General features: G+C 73.8%; 10 protein-coding genes. 3 read left to right on the top strand and 7 right to left on the bottom strand.

What is annotated here, in order from left to right; translation table 11 throughout:
* Positions 1 to 1,646: 1,646 nt before the first annotated feature.
* From FL583_RS13320 to FL583_RS40910, 3 genes are read right to left on the bottom strand one after another with little or no spacing between them, the layout of a single operon-like run.
* Positions 1,647 to 2,477: a CpaE/TadZ family protein gene (locus tag FL583_RS13320; RefSeq protein ID WP_205752102.1), complete on the bottom strand. Its 831-nt coding sequence runs from the start codon at positions 2,475 to 2,477 to the stop codon at positions 1,647 to 1,649.
* Complete coding sequence (locus tag FL583_RS13315) at positions 2,477 to 3,133, bottom strand: SAF domain-containing protein (RefSeq protein ID WP_142704929.1); 657 nt, start codon at positions 3,131 to 3,133, stop codon at positions 2,477 to 2,479. Before FL583_RS13315 ends, FL583_RS13320 begins: the two co-directional genes overlap by 1 nt.
* Positions 3,130 to 3,864, bottom strand: a complete 735-nt coding sequence (locus tag FL583_RS40910; protein WP_142704928.1) for an ATP/GTP-binding protein — start codon at positions 3,862 to 3,864, stop codon at positions 3,130 to 3,132. Before FL583_RS40910 ends, FL583_RS13315 begins: the two co-directional genes overlap by 4 nt.
* A gap of 332 nt (positions 3,865 to 4,196) precedes the next feature.
* Here FL583_RS40910 and FL583_RS13305 point away from each other — a divergent pair, with 332 nt between their 5' ends.
* The gene (locus FL583_RS13305) at positions 4,197 to 5,636 is read left to right on the top strand and encodes a glycosyl hydrolase family 28 protein (protein ID WP_142704927.1); all 1,440 of its coding nucleotides are present in this window, start codon (positions 4,197 to 4,199) and stop codon (positions 5,634 to 5,636) included.
* A gap of 77 nt (positions 5,637 to 5,713) precedes the next feature.
* On the top strand, positions 5,714 to 6,058 hold the full coding sequence (locus FL583_RS13300) for a three-helix bundle dimerization domain-containing protein (RefSeq protein ID WP_142704926.1): 345 nt from the start codon (positions 5,714 to 5,716) through the stop codon (positions 6,056 to 6,058).
* Between the two features lie 29 nt (positions 6,059 to 6,087).
* Here FL583_RS13300 and FL583_RS13295 read toward each other — a convergent pair whose 3' ends face one another.
* Entirely contained in the window at positions 6,088 to 11,424 is a 5,337-nt protein-coding gene (locus FL583_RS13295) for a diguanylate cyclase (protein ID WP_205752101.1), read from the bottom strand.
* A 265-nt stretch (positions 11,425 to 11,689) separates the two neighbouring features.
* On the opposite strand from FL583_RS13295, the gene FL583_RS13290 reads away from it, so the two are divergent.
* Positions 11,690 to 12,553 (top strand): 3-hydroxybutyryl-CoA dehydrogenase, encoded by an 864-nt coding sequence (locus FL583_RS13290; protein ID WP_142704924.1) that lies wholly within the window; start codon positions 11,690 to 11,692, stop codon positions 12,551 to 12,553.
* Here the strand turns inward: FL583_RS13290 and FL583_RS13285 are convergent.
* The 3 genes from FL583_RS13285 to FL583_RS13280 all read right to left on the bottom strand — a co-directional run bounded on the left by FL583_RS13285 (position 12,541) and on the right by FL583_RS13280 (position 14,950).
* Positions 12,541 to 14,058 (bottom strand): FAD-dependent oxidoreductase, encoded by a 1,518-nt coding sequence (locus FL583_RS13285; RefSeq protein ID WP_142704923.1) that lies wholly within the window; start codon positions 14,056 to 14,058, stop codon positions 12,541 to 12,543. The two genes, FL583_RS13290 and FL583_RS13285, sit on opposite strands and share 13 nt — an antisense overlap.
* Positions 14,059 to 14,120: 62 nt before the next feature.
* Positions 14,121 to 14,192, bottom strand: coding sequence for a putative leader peptide (locus tag FL583_RS42910; RefSeq protein ID WP_420843140.1), 72 nt, complete (start codon positions 14,190 to 14,192; stop codon positions 14,121 to 14,123).
* Between the two features lie 14 nt (positions 14,193 to 14,206).
* Positions 14,207 to 14,950: an SAM-dependent methyltransferase gene (locus tag FL583_RS13280; RefSeq protein WP_142704922.1), complete on the bottom strand. Its 744-nt coding sequence runs from the start codon at positions 14,948 to 14,950 to the stop codon at positions 14,207 to 14,209.
* Positions 14,951 to 14,955: the final 5 nt, after the last annotated feature.

Raw genomic sequence — 14,955 nt, 5'->3', positions numbered from 1 at the left:
AGCCGCCCGCGTCCCGGCTGAACCCGGCCTCGGCCCGGCCGAAGCTCTCCGGCCGAGCGGATGGCTCCGGATGGCCCAGGCCCTCAGTTCGGCCGAAGCCCTCCTGGCGGCCAGACGCTCCCGGGTGGCCCGGGCCTCCGGTCGGGCCGAAGCTCTCCAGCCGGGCGGACGCCCCGGGGTGGGACAGACCGTCGGCGCGGCCGGACGTCTCCGGATGGCCCAGGCCTCCGGTCGGCCCGAAAACCTCCAGCCGGGCGGACGCCCCGGGGTGGGACAGGCCCTCGGCGCGGCCGGGCGCTTCCGCGCGGCCGGGCGCTTCCGCGCGACCGGACGTCTCCGGGTGGGCCAGGGCTTCGGCGCGGCTGGAGCTCTCCAGCCGGGCGAATGCGTCCGGGTGGTTCAGGCCCTCGGCGCGGCCGATGCCCTCCAGGCGGCCTGGGCCCTCGGGGAGCCAGCCGGGTCCATCGGGGCGGTCGTCGGGGCGACGGGCCGCGCCGGCCAGGCGGTCTTCCAACGGGCGGGGCGCTGGCGGCAGCGGGCGGCCGAGCGCGCGGTCTTCCGATCGCCGCGACGCCGGGGGTAACGAGGGCCGCGGGGACACAGTCGATGGCGACAGAGTCGCGGGCGGCAGCGCAGAGGGCAACGGTGCGGAGGTCGACGTTGTAGAGGTCAATGGCGGCAGCGCCGCGTGCAACGCGGCCGACGGCATACCCGCCGCCGACGGCACCGCCCCGGACGGCAGCCCACCCACCAACGGGCCTCCGCCAGCCGAACCGCCCGACTCACCCGCCGACGAACTCCCGCCCAACGGCGGCTCACCCGCCGACGGGCTGCCGACCGGCAGGGAACCCGGCCGCGGCCCATCCAACGGCGACCCGCCTCCGAACAGCGCACCCCCGCCCGCCAGCGCCCCGCCCAACGGCGACCGATCCAACGGCGACCCACCCAACGGCCGCTCGCCCCACGGCGCGCCACCCAACGGCGGCTCACTCAACGGCGCCCCGCCCGACGGCGGTCCGCCCAAGGGCGGCCCGGCCAGCGGCGCGCCGGCGCTCGGCGGCTCCGCCTCGCGCCGAGGCGGAGCAGAAACCGGATAGACCCCACCCGCCCGCTCCGGCGGAAACACCGTCGTACCCGGCGACATCCGAATTCCAGCCCCCGACACCGGCTCCCCCGCCCACGCATCCGCCGGCCAGGTGGCCGGGGGCGGAACCTCCGCCGCCCAGCCGTCATCCAGCCCGCCGTCCGCCGAGGAATCCGGCCAACCCTCCCCCGACCGCACCTCCGAAACCCGCCCCACCGACCGCACCCCGTCCGACCACACCCCTTCCGACCGCACCGCGTCCGACCGAGACGCCCCCGCCCGAGCCGCCGCCGACCGCGGCTCCGCGGGCCACGCCACCGGCGGACGAGACTCCGAAGCCCACTCATCCGCCGTCCACGCCTCGCCGCCAGGCCGCGCCTCGCCGCCAGGCCGCGCCTCGCCCCGAGACCGCGCCTCGCCCCGAGACCGCGCCTCGCCCCGTGACCGCGCCTCAGCCCGAGACCGCGCCTCGGCCCGGGGCCGCGGTTCCGGCGCCGGATACCCGGTCGCAGGCGGCGGGGTGTCGTACTGGTCCGGCCCCTCGGGGAACGGCGCGCTGCCGTCAGAACGGATGCCCATTCCCGACCGACACCTCCCTCCGGACCGCCCGGCGCGGGACCTGCTGACGGTGCTCGGCGATCAGCGCCCGCACCGCCGCCTCCGCGTTGGCCGCCGCCCGCAACAGCGGCCGCGACAGGCGCACGTCTCCCCCGGTCGAGAGCACCCCGGCGGTCTTGGCGTCGTCGGGCAGCGACGCCACGACCGGCGCACCGAGCTGCCCCGACACCTCGGAGGCCGAGTACGGCCCGGACCCGACCAGCAGCAACCCCAGCGACGACAGGCTGGCCGTGCGCTCGGACAGCTGCGCCCGCACGGCGCCCAGCGTCGGCACCGCGGCGGCCAGGGACGGCAGCGTCGGGCGGACGACCAGCAGGACGGCGTCCGCGGCCCAGAGCAGCGGCCACGGGGTGGCGGGCGCGGCGAGGCGGCCACAGTCGACGATCGCGTCGTACGGCGGGTCACCGAACTCGAGCTGGGCGAAGAACCCGGCGAACCGGTTCCACAGCGGGGCCAGCGTCCCGGACTGGGCCGGGTCGGTGAGCCCGGGCAGCAGCAGGCGTTGCCGGTCGGGCGGGGCCAGGTCGACGAGCTGAGCCCAGAATTCGCTCTCCAGCCGGTCGTTGGCGCCGGAGTGACGCAGGTCGGCGACGGCGAGCGGCATCAGGCCGCGCCCGGCGTCGACCTGGCCCTGCAGGTAGCCGGCCAGCACCGACCCGCCGGCCGGGTCGCACTCGACCAGCACCGACCGGGCGGCCCACGAGAACGTGAACGCCAGACCGGCGGTCGTGACGCCGGGCGAGCCCTTGGCCGACGCCAGGGCGACGAGCGCCATCAGCGCGTCCCACTCAGGACGACGCCGATCCGGCCGTCCGCGGCCAGCGACACCACTCGCGCCGCGTCGTTCTGCGACACCGCGACGTAGACCACGGTGGTGGCGTCCTGATCGGTCCGCGGCGAGGTGTCCACGACCGTCGCGGTGAAGGTCTCCACCGAAGGCTCGGAGTCCGAGGCCGAGTTAGCCGCGGCCGTCGCCACCAGCTGCACCTTGTCGCCCGGGCTGAGCCGCTTGGCCGGCATCCGCTCCGGCTTCAGCCCGATGCCGACCTGCTGCTGGCCCGGCCCGACGAGCTCCTCGTCGGTCAGCTGCTCGGCGGTGAGCAGCGTGCCCGGCACCAGCGAGACCTTGGCCCGCTTGCCGACCACCGACCCCCGCTCCGACGCGGCCATCGGCGAGAGCCCGACCGTGCTGTTGACCTGGACGGTCGCCAGGTCGGCGGCGGTGATCGTCGACCCCGCCGCGACCGGGCGGGCGACGGCCAAGTAGTCGCCCGTCCGGGTCGCGGCGTAGAACGCGAACGCGGCGAGCAGGCCGCCGATCGCGACCAGCGCGACCGCGAGGCCGAGGTGCCCACCCCGGATCCGGCGCTGGCCGACGACCCGGGGCGCCGGCACCGGCCCGGAACTGGTCACCGTGGCGGTCTGGCTCACTGCGTCACCACCTGGAGTTCGTCGATCTGGATCGTGGTCGTGGTCTGCCGGGTCTGCGGGATCGTGCCGGTCTGGCCGCCGCCGGCCCAGTTGACGACCCAGTTGGTCGTGCCGGTGACCGTGTAGCGCCCGCCGGGCTGGCTACGACTGGACCTCGTGTACCGGTAGCCGCAGTCCGGTGAGGCCGCGTTGCCGTACGAGGCCTGGTAGGGCGTACCGGGGTTGGTGCAGGTCACCTGGTGTCCGTCGCCCATGTTCCAGGTGATCTTCACGGCCGTGGCGGTCGCGGTGACGGTGAGGCCGGGCACGGTGGCGGTCGCCGTGAACGGCCCCCAGGTCTGGGGCGTGACCGCGGTCCAGAGCCAGACCGGCAACCCGACCAGCCCGGCCTTACCGGCCTCGGGACCGGGCACGATGCCGATCTGCGGCCCCTTGATCGGGATCTTCGCGAACTCCCGGAGCGCCACGTCCTGCGCGGTCTCGGCCTGCTGCGGCGGCGCCTGCTCCACCGGGCAGAGCGCAGCGATGTTGCACTGCAGCAGAGGCGGTTCGGTGGGCCCGGGCGCCGGGTTGTTGCCCGGCGCGGGCGCCGGAGGCGCCGGAGCCGGCCGCTCGGCCCGGACCTCGCAGTCTTGCCCGGGCGGACACGTCGCCCCGCCGGACGGAGGCGGCTCGGCCGCGGCCACTCCGCCGAGCGTGGAGAACACCACGACGGCGACCAGTGCAGCCAACGATTTCACCCCGGAACGCCCCTCAATCGGTAAGCAGGTAAATGCGCCGCGTGACCCATCGCGCATCGTGACCACGGAGATACGCGGAGGATGGTTCACCCCCGCTACGACATTCTTGGCACCTGGATGGCACGGCCCGCAGTAGACACATCGCGACTCAAACTGGACAGGCGACGGGTAGGTACACCCTTCGGGGGATCAGCTCCCCCTCGTGAGCGCCCGGCCCCGCGACGACGGATACTCACGCCGGTGACCGACGTCCCGGCCGGACCTCCGTGGCCGAACGGGCACCACACATCACTGTGGACGACAGCCCGTCGTTGACCGGAGGCATGAGGCTCTTACGTCACCTGCTCGCCGCCGTTCTCCTGGCCGCCGCTTTCGCGGCGATCCCGACGCCGGCCCGGGCCGCCACCGTCGTCACCTATCCCGGTCCGGCCGGCGCACCCACCACCAGCCGCTACAGCGTCTCGGTCGAGGGTCGCTCCTCGTTCGTCTACACCAGCGGTCTCGGCGCGTTCACGAACTTCTCGTTCGGCGGCGGTCCGGTGGTCGTCACGGTCACGACCAGCGTCGATTCGACGTCGCCGGTGCTCCGTCCGCGCGCGGCCGCGGTCCGGGTGACCCGGACCGCGCCCCGGACGTTCCGGTTCACGATCCCGGTCGCCGGTCAGTACAGCTTCGAGCTCAGCCCCGATACCGACGCCAACCCGCCGCTGTTCCTGTTCGCGAATCCGCTGGAGACGAACGCGCCGACCGGCAACACGTCCACGACCAGGTACGTCGGCCCCGGCGTCTGGACCGTCGACCCGTCCGGGCAGATCGTGCCGGGCGCGGCCGGCACCGGCGGGACGTACTCGGTCCCGGCCGGCACCCGGCTCTACCTGGCCGGCGGCGCGATCCTGCGCGGCAAGATCCAGATCGGCTCCGATACCGAGGGCGGCCCGGGCGCGAACGGCACCGCGGTCACCGGCCGGGGCATCGTCGACTCCACCGCGGTGGCCGACCACGGCCGCCCGGTCCGGATCAACAACTCCACCGGCGTGACGATCGACGGGCCGATCTTCCTCGGTCAGAAGCACTGGGGCGTGGTCGCCCGGAAGTCCCGGATGGTCACGCTGCGCAACATCAAGGTGATCAACTGGCTCGACACCGACGGCACCGGCACCCCCGACGGCATCGACGTGGTGGCCAGCAGCGACGTCGAGGTCGACCACGTCTTCGTCCGCAGCTACGACGACGCGATCGCCGTCAAGAGCAGCATGTCCGACGACACCTGGACCGGCCCGAGCGCCCGGATCTTCGTCCACGACAGCGTCGTCTTCAACGGCCGGGCCGGCAACGGCCTGGAGATCGGCCGGGAGAGCAGCGCGCCGATCACCGACGTCGCCTACCAGGACATCGACATCATCCACAAGCTCGCCCGCAGCGACCCCTACGCCCGGGACGCGATCTCGATCTACGTCCGCGACGACGGCGACGTCAGCGACGTCAACTACACCGACGTCCGGGTCGAGGAGTGCCAGGAGCGCTACCTCGGCTTCCAGGTGACCGGTTCGGGGTCACTCTCCGACGTCACCGCGACCGACGTGACGTACGCGGGCGCGCCCATGGCGCTCCCGTTCGTCGTCACCGGCAACCCCGCCGGGGTGGTCGACGGCGTCCACTTCCACGGCCTGCGCTTCAACGGCGGGACGACGCTCGTGACGCGTCCGAGCCAGTTGACGTACGTGACGAACGGTTATGCCACCGGCGTGACGTTCGGGCCCTGAAAGTTCACTTTCCAAGCCGATTGAAGTGCGACCCGCACGGGGTAGGGGCGGAGTGAGCAGCCAGGAGGGAGACTGCCGTGACCACCCAGAACCCGTTCGAGGACACCGACAAAGTGCTCGACCGGATCACCGACAAGTTCGACGAGCGCTACGAGGGTGCGGTCGATCGCGACACGATCGAGTCGACCGTCCACGAGACGTACGAGGATCTGGCGGCCGAAGCCACGGTCGACACGATGCTCCCGGCCGTGACCGAGCACGAGGTCGGCGACAAGCTGGCCGAGGAGTTCGGCCGCCCGGCCCCGATCGTCGAGGACACCGATGCGGTCGTCGACCCGAACACCGACCTCCGGGCCGGTTCGACCGGCTCCGGAGCCGACACGACCGGCCTAGGCCGCCCGGCAGGCGGCGCCGCCACCTAGAAATCAGGCGGCTCCGCCACCTAAGAGATTCACCCCTCGGCCAGCGCCCGGTGCGCGACCACCACCCGGTCGCGTCCGGCGCGCTTCGCCGAGTAGAGCGCTTCGTCCGCCGCACCGAGCAGGACCCCGAGATCGTCAGCCGGGCCGCACCGGACACCGACACTCACGGTGACCGGGAGCGGCCCGCTGTCGGTCTCCACCGGCGCCGCCCCGACCGCCGCGTGCAGCTCGCGCGCGACCTTCTCGGCCCGGTCGGAGTCCGCGCCGTCGAGCAGCACCGCGAACTCCTCCCCGCCGTACCGGCCGAGCAGGTCCTCCGGCCCCAGCACGCTCTTCAGCCGGGCCGCGACCTCGGCGATCACCTTGTCGCCGGCCCCGTGCCCGTACCGGTCGTTGACCTGCTTGAAGTGGTCGATGTCGACCATGATCGCGGCGATCGGCCCACCGGCCTCGAGCATCTCGGCGCCGGTCTCGTAGAAGTACCGCCGGTTCGTCGCGCCGGTCAGCCCGTCGATCGTCGCCAGCTCCGCGACCCGGCGGAACAGCAGCGCGTTCTGGTACTGGACCATGCCGGCCGCGGTCAGCGCGGCCGCCAGCCCGAGATGGCTCTCGCGGAACGCGTCCGGATCACCGGCGGCGATCAGCAGGACGCCGACGCGGCGGACCGATCCGTCGGGATCGGCGAACGTGAGCGGGATGACCAACAGGCTGGCCGGACCACCGATCGGCACCACGGTCGGCGCGTCGACGGCGAGCAACCGTTCCAGCGTGGCCGGGCTGACCTTCTCGAAGCCGGCCGCGCCGGAGACCAGCAGCGTGCCGTCTTCCTCGCGCTCGACCAGCCAGGAGACCTCGCCGGGCAGGAGCTTGGTCACCGCGGTGTGCAGACGGCTGAGGACCTCGGCCGGGTCGAGCGTGTTGGACACCGCGATCATGGCCGCACGCAGCAGGTTCGCGACGTCCCGCTCCTGCTGGACGGTGGCGACCTCGGTGGCCAGCTGGGCCGCCCTGGCCGTCTCCAGGGCCGCGGCCACGTGACGGCAGATCGCGGTCAGGATGCCGGCGTCCCCCGGGCGGAACACCCCGCTGGCCAGCCGGCTGTCGAGGTAGACGACGCCGAGCAGGCGGCTGTCGAGCTCCAGCGGCGCGACGACGACGCTGCGGATGCCGTGCGCGAGCATGCTCTCCGAACCCAGCGCCGCGCCGTCTTCGGTGCCGGTGACCACCAGCTCCCGGCGGGACTGCTGCACCCGGTCGACCAGCGAGGACGCGTAGGCGGCCGGGCCGGACAGGTCTTCCTGGTGTGCCGTGCGCCCGAGCCAGAGCACCATCCGGCCGGTCTGCTCGTCGGGCAGGAAGAACAGCCCGCGCTCGGCCCGCAGGATGCGCACCGACTCGTCGAGGCCCACCCGGGCCAGCTCCTCGGGGTCGAGGACCCGGGCCGCGGCCGAGCTGACCTGCTCGAGCGCGGCCAGCCGCTGCCGGTCGACGGTCGAGCGGGAGATGTCCCAGTTCGGGTCGTGCGTCCCGATCGGTGACTCGCCGGCCAGCTCGAACTCGGCCTTCACCCAGTCGGCGCGGTGCGGCCAGCCGTGCTCGTTGGCCAGGTCGAGCGCCTCCCGGGCGGCCCGGCGGGCCGCGCCGCGGTCGGCGAGGTCGATCAGCGCCCGGGCCCGCACCCGCGCCGACTCGTACTCGGCCAGCAACGAGGACGCGGCCCGGATCGCCACCCCGGCGCCGAGCGCGGTGTCGAGGCCGCCGAGCGGGTCACCGGCCAGCCGGGTGATCTCGGCCCGGGTGATCAGCGCGTGGACGCGCATCCGCGCGCTGTTCGCGGCCGCCTCGAGTTCGGTGACCGCACGCTGGGCGGCGGCCATGGCCTCGGTGACGTCGCCGCTGCGCTGGATCACCCGGCGGCACTGCTCCAGCCGTCCGTAGGCCTGGTAGACGTAGATCGCACGCTGGGACGACAGCAGCGCGTCCGGCTCGACGTCCAGCGTGGTGAACCGGGCCAGCGCCTCGTCGAAGCGCTCGCCGACGTCACCGGCCTCCACCGAGACCTGGGCCTCGGTGAGCGCCAGCATCACGGCCAGGCCGGGGGCGGCACCGACGCGCGACTCGATCTTCTCCCGGACGTCGGCCAGTTGCTCGTAGGCGTCGGTGAGCCGGCCGCAGGCGGCGGTCACCGCCGCGCCGACCATGACGAACGACGCGTCGTCGTCGCCGAGCGGCAGCCGGGCCGCGCCGTTGCGGTAGGCGGCCAGCGCGGTGACCACGTCGCCACGCAGCAGCCGCTGCCAGCAGAACATGCCGATGCCGTTGAGGAAGTGGAACACGTCGAGCCAGTGGCCGCGCTGCCCGAGCAGCGCGGCGGCGCGGTCGGCGTCGGTGTCGTCGTGGACGGTGTCCCAGGCCTGGGCCTCGATCAGCGACGTCTGCACGTCGAGGTGCGGGTCGCCGAGCTCGTCGGCGGCGTCCCGGGCCATCGCGAACGCCCGCTGGGCCAGGCTGTGCCGCCCGAGCCGGGCCGACACCGCGCCGATCAGCCCGCACACCGCGACGTACTCCGCGCTCGCGCCGACCTTGATCGCCGGCAGCAGCGCCCGGTACGCGTACGACTGCATCTGCTTCGGACGCAGCCCGAACACGCTGCTGTTGGCCAGCCCGACCAGTGCCCGGGCGGCCAGCCGGAGCCGTTCGCGCTCCGGGCCGGTCGCGGTGCCCGCGCCGACCCCGGTGCGCAGCCGGGTCGCGGCCATCACCGTGTCCTTGGTCGTCGACACGGCCAGCCGGGCCTCCCCTTCGGGGAGCGCCATCCCGAGGACGTCGAGCGCGCGCTCGAACGCGACGTCGGCCGCGTCGGCCTCCCACCGGCTCAGGTGCACCTGACCGATGTAGACGAGCAGCCGGCCCCGGTCGAGCGGGTCGGTGGCCTGCTCGACCGCCTGGGCCAGCCGGTCGAGTGCCTCGCCGTAGCGTCCGCTCTGGTGCAGCGCGGTGCCGAACGTCTCGGCGAAGTGCGGCGGCAGCGGGATGCGGTAGCCCTGGCTGATCCGCTCGGCCCGGTCGCAGTAGGTCACGGCGTCGGGGGGCGAGGAGTCGGCCAGCGCCTGCCGGGCCGCGTCCACACAGGCCTTGGCGGCCGCGCCGGGGTTGCGCTCGACCTCGCCGGCCATCCGGTGCCAGGCGAGCCGGTAGATCTGGGCGGGATCGGTCGGGTCGGGCGGCGTCGGCTGTTCCATCAGCTCGGCCGCGCGCTGGTGGACCCGGCGGAGGATCAGCGGGTCGGCGTCGGTGAGCAGCGCCCGCCGGATGCCCGCGTGCACGAACCCGTAGTCGCTGCCGCCCCGCCGCTCGACGACGTGCAGCCGCCCGGCCTCGTCGAGCGTCGCCCGGACGTCGTCGACCGACGCGCCGCTGACCGCGGTGAGCATGCCCGGCTCGAACCGGACACCGAGCGCGGCCGCGGCCACCAGGATGCCCCGGACCGGTGCGCTGAGCTGCTCGATCCGCCGATTGAGAAGAGCGACGACGTCGGTGGGGAGACGGACCCGGGTGAGGCCCTCCAGGTCGACGATCCAGCGCCCCCAGGCCGGACGGATCAGCCCGGCCTCCAGCGCGGCCCGGAAGTACTGCAGCACCGCGAGCGGGTTGCCCGCGCTCGCCCTGGCGATGCGCGCGGCGAACTCGTTGCCCAGGCCCAGCCGCCCGGACAGCCGCTCGACCAGCTCGGCGACCTCGTCGGCGTCGAGCGGTTCGAGGGTGATGCGCTCGTCGATCAGCTCCTGCATCTCGGCCGACGAGACGAGCTCGGAGAGGTCCGTGCCGCCGCGGGACGTCGCCAGCACCATGACCGGGGTGCGGGCCCGCTCGGCGACCAGCTGGGCGATGACCCGCACGGTGCCGTCGTCGAGCGCGTGCGCGTCTTCCACCCGGACCAGCAGCCCGCCGGCCCGCCGGGCCAGCTCGAGCAGGAACGTGGCCACCGCGGCCGGGAAGTGGTGACGCCCGGGGTCGTCGACCGGATCGGGCAGGTCGCACAGCGCGGCCAGCGCGGGCGAGAGCGGGCGCAGGTACGACGCGACCGGCGCGGCCGCCTCGGTGAGCCACTGGATCGCCACCGTCCGGGTCGGCTCGGTCAGTCGCTCGACCGCGCGCACGTGGTTCTCGACCGCGGTGCGTAACGGCGCCAGCGGAGAGGCGCCGTCGACCGCGCGGGCGGTGAGGACCACCGGGCCCGGCCGTTTGTCGTCGCGCGGCCCGACCGTGACCGCCAGCTCCTCGGCCAGCCGGGACTTGCCGCTGCCGGCCGGGCCGTCGAGCACGACGATCGTCGCGGTGCCGGTGGTCGCCCGGCGCCAGGCGCCCAGCAGCGTCGCCAGCTCGCGGCGGCGTCCGACCAGCGCGAGCGGCGCCCGCATGTCGATGCCGACCAGCGCCGGGTCGGCCCCGCCGGGCGCGCCGTTGGGCAGCAGCCGGCGCAGGTCGTCGGCCAGCGCGCTCGCGTTCGGGTACCGGTCGTCGGGATCCTTCGCCAGCAGCCGGGCCAGCACGGCCGCGAACCGGACCGAGAGGTCGGGCCGGAGCGCGCGCGGGTCGGGCGGCAGCGCGGTCGCGTGCAGGTGCAGCAGTTCACCGGCGTCGGTGCTGGTGAACGGCGGCCGGCCGGTGACGCACTCGTAGAGCACGGCGCCGAGCGAGTACAGGTCGGAGCGACCGTCGACCGGCCGGTGCAGCAGCCCGGACTGCTCCGGCGAGCAGTACGCGAGCGTCCCGGCCACCGCGCCGGTCGAGCGCAGGCCGAGGCCGAACGCGTCCATCGGATCGGTGTCACCGGTGTCCGGTCCACCTCGGGTGGGCAGGCCGAGTTCGGCCACCCGCACGTCGATCAGGCCGAAGTCGATCAGGACCGGCCGGCCGTCCGGCCGGACCATGATGTTGCGCGGCTTCACGTCCCGGTGGATCAGCCCCACCCGGTGGGCCGCGGCCAGCGCGTCGGCCAGCGCCGCGCCGAGCGCGGCGGCCGCCGCTTCGTCCAGCCGGCCGACGACGAGCCGATCGGCCAGCGCCTGGCCTTCCACCAGGTCCATGACCAGGTACGGCCGGCCCTCCTGCTCCCCCACCGCATGCACTTGGACGACGCCGGGGTGGTCGACGCAGGCCAGGACGGCGGCTTCGCGGCGGAACCGGTGGCGGGCGTCGTCGCCGACCGTCGCCGCGATGCCGAGGACCTTGACCGCGTAGTCGGGGTGGCGGGCGGCCGCGAGGCCGTGGGCGGACGTGCCGTTGGGGGACGTCCGGCGGGCGCGGTACACGACGGTGTCGTTGCCCCGGCCCAGCTCGCCGAGCAAGACCAAACCAGGCAACGCCGGTGCACCCGAGGGCGCCCGTAACGCCGCCGGCGGACGGCCGCCGGACACTTCCGGAACGCTCACGACCCCATCCACTGGACGCTGAAGTTCACAACGCCTGCATCGACTGGCGTTGACTCCGCACCGCTGCGGCGCCAGTAGCGACCTGTTACGAGAGTACAAGGGCCAACGGCGTGTGGCCTGTGCATTCGATCGCTTACTCCGCTAGCTCACAGCCAACCGGGCCGTGATAGGTCTAGTTCGACGGAAGGAGTCGCGAATGAGCACGATCGAGCGGGTCGGTGTGGTCGGTGCCGGTCTGATGGGGTCCGGCATCGCGGAAGTCTGCGCGCGGGCCGGTCTCGACGTCCTGGTCTCCGAGGTGGATGCCGGTGCCCTGGAGGCCGGGCAGCAGCGCATCGCGCACTCGCTGAGCCGGGGCGTGCGCGCCGGGAAGCTCTCCGAGGACGAGCGGGGCGCCGCGGCCGGCCGGATCGCGTACACGACGTCGCTCGACGACTTCTCCGACCGCGATCTGGTCGTCGAGGCGGTGGCCGAGGTCGAGCCGCTCAAGCTCGAGATCTTCGCCCGGCTCGACAAGGTCGTGACCCGCGCCGACGCGATCTTCGCCTCGAACACGTCGTCGATCCCGATCATGAAGCTGGCGATGGCGACGAGCCGCCCGGCCCAGGTGATCGGCGTCCACTTCTTCAACCCGGCGCCGGTGCTGAAGCTGGTCGAGATCATCCCGTCGCTGCTGTCGTCGGACGAGACCCAGGCCCGGGTCGAGGAGCTGGCCACCGGGACGCTGGGCAAGACCGTCGTCCGCTCCCAGGACCGGGCCGGTTTCGTGGTCAACGCACTGCTGATCCCCTACCTGCTGTCGGCGATCCGGATGTTCGAGTCGGGCTTCGCGTCCGCCGACGACATCGACAACGGCATGGTGCTCGGGGCCAACCACCCGATGGGGCCGCTGCGGCTGACCGACCTGATCGGGCTGGACACCACCAAGGCGGTGGCCGAGTCGATGTACGAGGAGTTCAAGGAGCCGCTGTACTCCCCGCCGCCGCTGCTGCTGCGGATGGTCGACGCCGGCCTGCTCGGCAAGAAGTCCGGACGCGGGTTCTACGACTACACGCGCTGAAGGGTCCGGTCGGCGGCGGCCGGGCGGGTCGAGATCGCGTCCAGGCCGCTGACCAGGATCCGGTGGGCCTGGGCCGGGTCGATGGCCCGGTGGTCGGCCCGCCGGTGGACACCGCGGCTCTCGGTGCGGGCCAGGGCGGCCGCGTAGGTCCAGCGGGCGGCGGCCAGTACCGCGGCCGCCTGGCGCGCCTTGATCGCGTCGCCGTCCAGCGACGTGCGGGCGCGCGCCCACATGGCGTCCAGGACCTGCAGTGAAGACCGGAGCCGGTCGCCGTGCCGCAGCGAACCGCGGTCGTAGGGCAGGACCTCGGCCTGGGCGGTCCGGAGGACCGTGGCCGGGTCGACGACCCCCGGGCCGGTCGGCCGCAGACCGGCCCGGCCGGCCGGACGGGCCGGACGGGTACGGTGCCGGGACCCGAGCCGCGCGGCGAACTGGGCCGCCCCGATTCCGGCCCAGGACCCGGACGCGATCGCCCAGGACGTGTTCTGGGGGCCGGTGCCGGGAACCTCGCCGAAGACGTGGTCACGGGCGGCGACGTCACCGGCCACGTAGAGGCCGGGAACGCCGGTCGCGCCGTCGTCATCGCGGATCAGCACGCCTCCGCTGCTGCGCACCGCGCCCTCGAACACGACCGAAACCGGGAACTTCTCCGCGAACGGGTTGACGCCGTCGGCGTCGAACGAGGCGAAGAACGCGGGCTGGGCCAGGCGTAACGCCGACCGGACGGGCGGGTCGGCGCGGTCGAGACGGCAGTAGATCGGCTCGCTCAGCGCGGCCTTGGCCACGACGGCCCTACCGCGGGCGGAGTCGGCGCCGGACAGCGGCGAACCGTCGGCCCGGTAGAACCGGGCCCAGGACGAGAACGCGGTGGTCAACACCGGGTTGGGCTCGGGCGTCACCGGGACGACCTCGGTGAACTCCATTCCCGACAGGTCGGCGCCCACCTCGGCGGCCAGCAACGCGCCGTCGCCGGTGTCGACGTCGCAGCCGAGCGCTCGCGCGCCGAAGCCGCAGCCGCCGGTCGCGAGCACGGTCGCGGCGGCGCGGACCTCGTAGGCGGGAGTGTTCTCGCGGTCGTTCCGGTGGCCGGGTAGCAGACCGCGGGCGCCGGCCACGGCGCCGTCGGCGTCGACGAGGAGTTCGAGGACCGGGCTGTGGTCGAGGATCCGGACCCCGAGGCGCTGCAGGCGCGAGCGTTGCCAGCGCAGGTGGGTCGGGCCGGGCAGCGTGCGCTCGCCCGAGACCAGCTCCCACTCGTCGAGGCGGGCGGCGGTCTCGGCCAGGACCCGGCTCTTCTCGTAGGAGTCGTCTCCCGGGCCTTCCCAGGCGGCGTCGCGGCCGGCGGCGGCGACGCCACTGGTGCCGACGTAGCCCTTGTCGGCGAGGATCACCGACCGGCCGGAGCGGGCCGCTTGCACGGCGGCCCAGGTCGCGGCGGCGCCGCCGCCGACAATCAGGACATCAGTGATAAGACGCTCGGTGGGCCGTGCGGTTGCGGGAGTCATGTGGGCTCCTCAGGCAGTCAACGGTTGACCGGGCAGACCGGACCAACCGGTCTCCCGCGCAATTACCCGTTGCCCCGACAGAGCGAACTCGCGACGCGGAGAAGGTCCACGTGGCGGCGCTCGATCAGCTTCACGCCGAAAGCATACCTTACCTATAGGTAATTCGGGCCAAGGCTCCCTGAATGGCCGACGGTTCGGTCGCGACGTCGGCGCGCCAGTCGGAGACCGGCACCAGACCGGGCTCCACCAGCGGGTGCCCGTGGAAGAACGCGGTGACCTGGGCGGAGTCCCGCAGCGTGACCGGGGTCGCGGTGCGCCGGTAGACCGCGAGCCCGTCCTCCGACTCCGGCGGCGGGGCCTCGTCGACGACGACGTGCGAGAGCGCGAGATAGCTGCCGTCGACGAGTTCGTCCAGGTAGGCGCCGAGAATGGGGGTTGGATCGTCGGGTACGAAGTGCAGGACGGAGACGATGAGAACCGCCACCGGTTCGCTCAGGTCCAGCAGCGTTGCGCCTTGTAGCACGGCTGCGGGATCGCGCAGGTCGGCGTGGACGATCTCGGCGTACGGGACGTCGGCCAGCAGCCCGCGGCTGGTCTCGACCGCGATCGGCTCGACGTCCACGTAGGTGACCCGGGCCTCGGGGCCGGCGATCTCGTGCACGTTGCCGGCCGTCGGGATGCCGGAACCGAGATCGAGGAACTGTCGGACGCCGTTCTCCAGCAGGTACTCGACCACCCGGCGCAGGAACGCTCGGTTCTCCCTGGCGTTGGCCCGGGCGTCCGGCGCGACCTGCAGCAGCCCGTCGGCGGCCGACCGGTCGGCGGCGAAGTTGTGCGAGCCGCCGAGGAAGTAGTCGTACATCCGGGCCGCGTTGGGCTGGTCGACGTCCATGCGTA

The sequence above is a fragment of the Cryptosporangium phraense genome (assembly GCF_006912135.1).
GTDB classification, from domain to species: domain Bacteria; phylum Actinomycetota; class Actinomycetes; order Mycobacteriales; family Cryptosporangiaceae; genus Cryptosporangium; species Cryptosporangium phraense.
This window is presented reverse-complemented; position numbering and strand designations above follow the sequence as displayed.

Bases quoted from the DNA above. Each gene is read 5' to 3' on its own strand.
- FL583_RS13290 (WP_142704924.1), top strand. From the start codon at position 11,690: ATGAGCACGATCGAGCGGGTCGGTGTGGTCGGTGCCGGTCTGATGGGG.
- FL583_RS13285 (WP_142704923.1), bottom strand. From the start codon at position 14,058: ATGACTCCCGCAACCGCACGGCCCACCGAGCGTCTTATCACTGATGTC.
- FL583_RS13305 (WP_142704927.1), top strand. From the start codon at position 4,197: ATGAGGCTCTTACGTCACCTGCTCGCCGCCGTTCTCCTGGCCGCCGCT.
- FL583_RS13320 (WP_205752102.1), bottom strand. From the start codon at position 2,477: ATGGCGCTCGTCGCCCTGGCGTCGGCCAAGGGCTCGCCCGGCGTCACG.
- FL583_RS13280 (WP_142704922.1), bottom strand. From the start codon at position 14,950: ATGGACGTCGACCAGCCCAACGCGGCCCGGATGTACGACTACTTCCTC.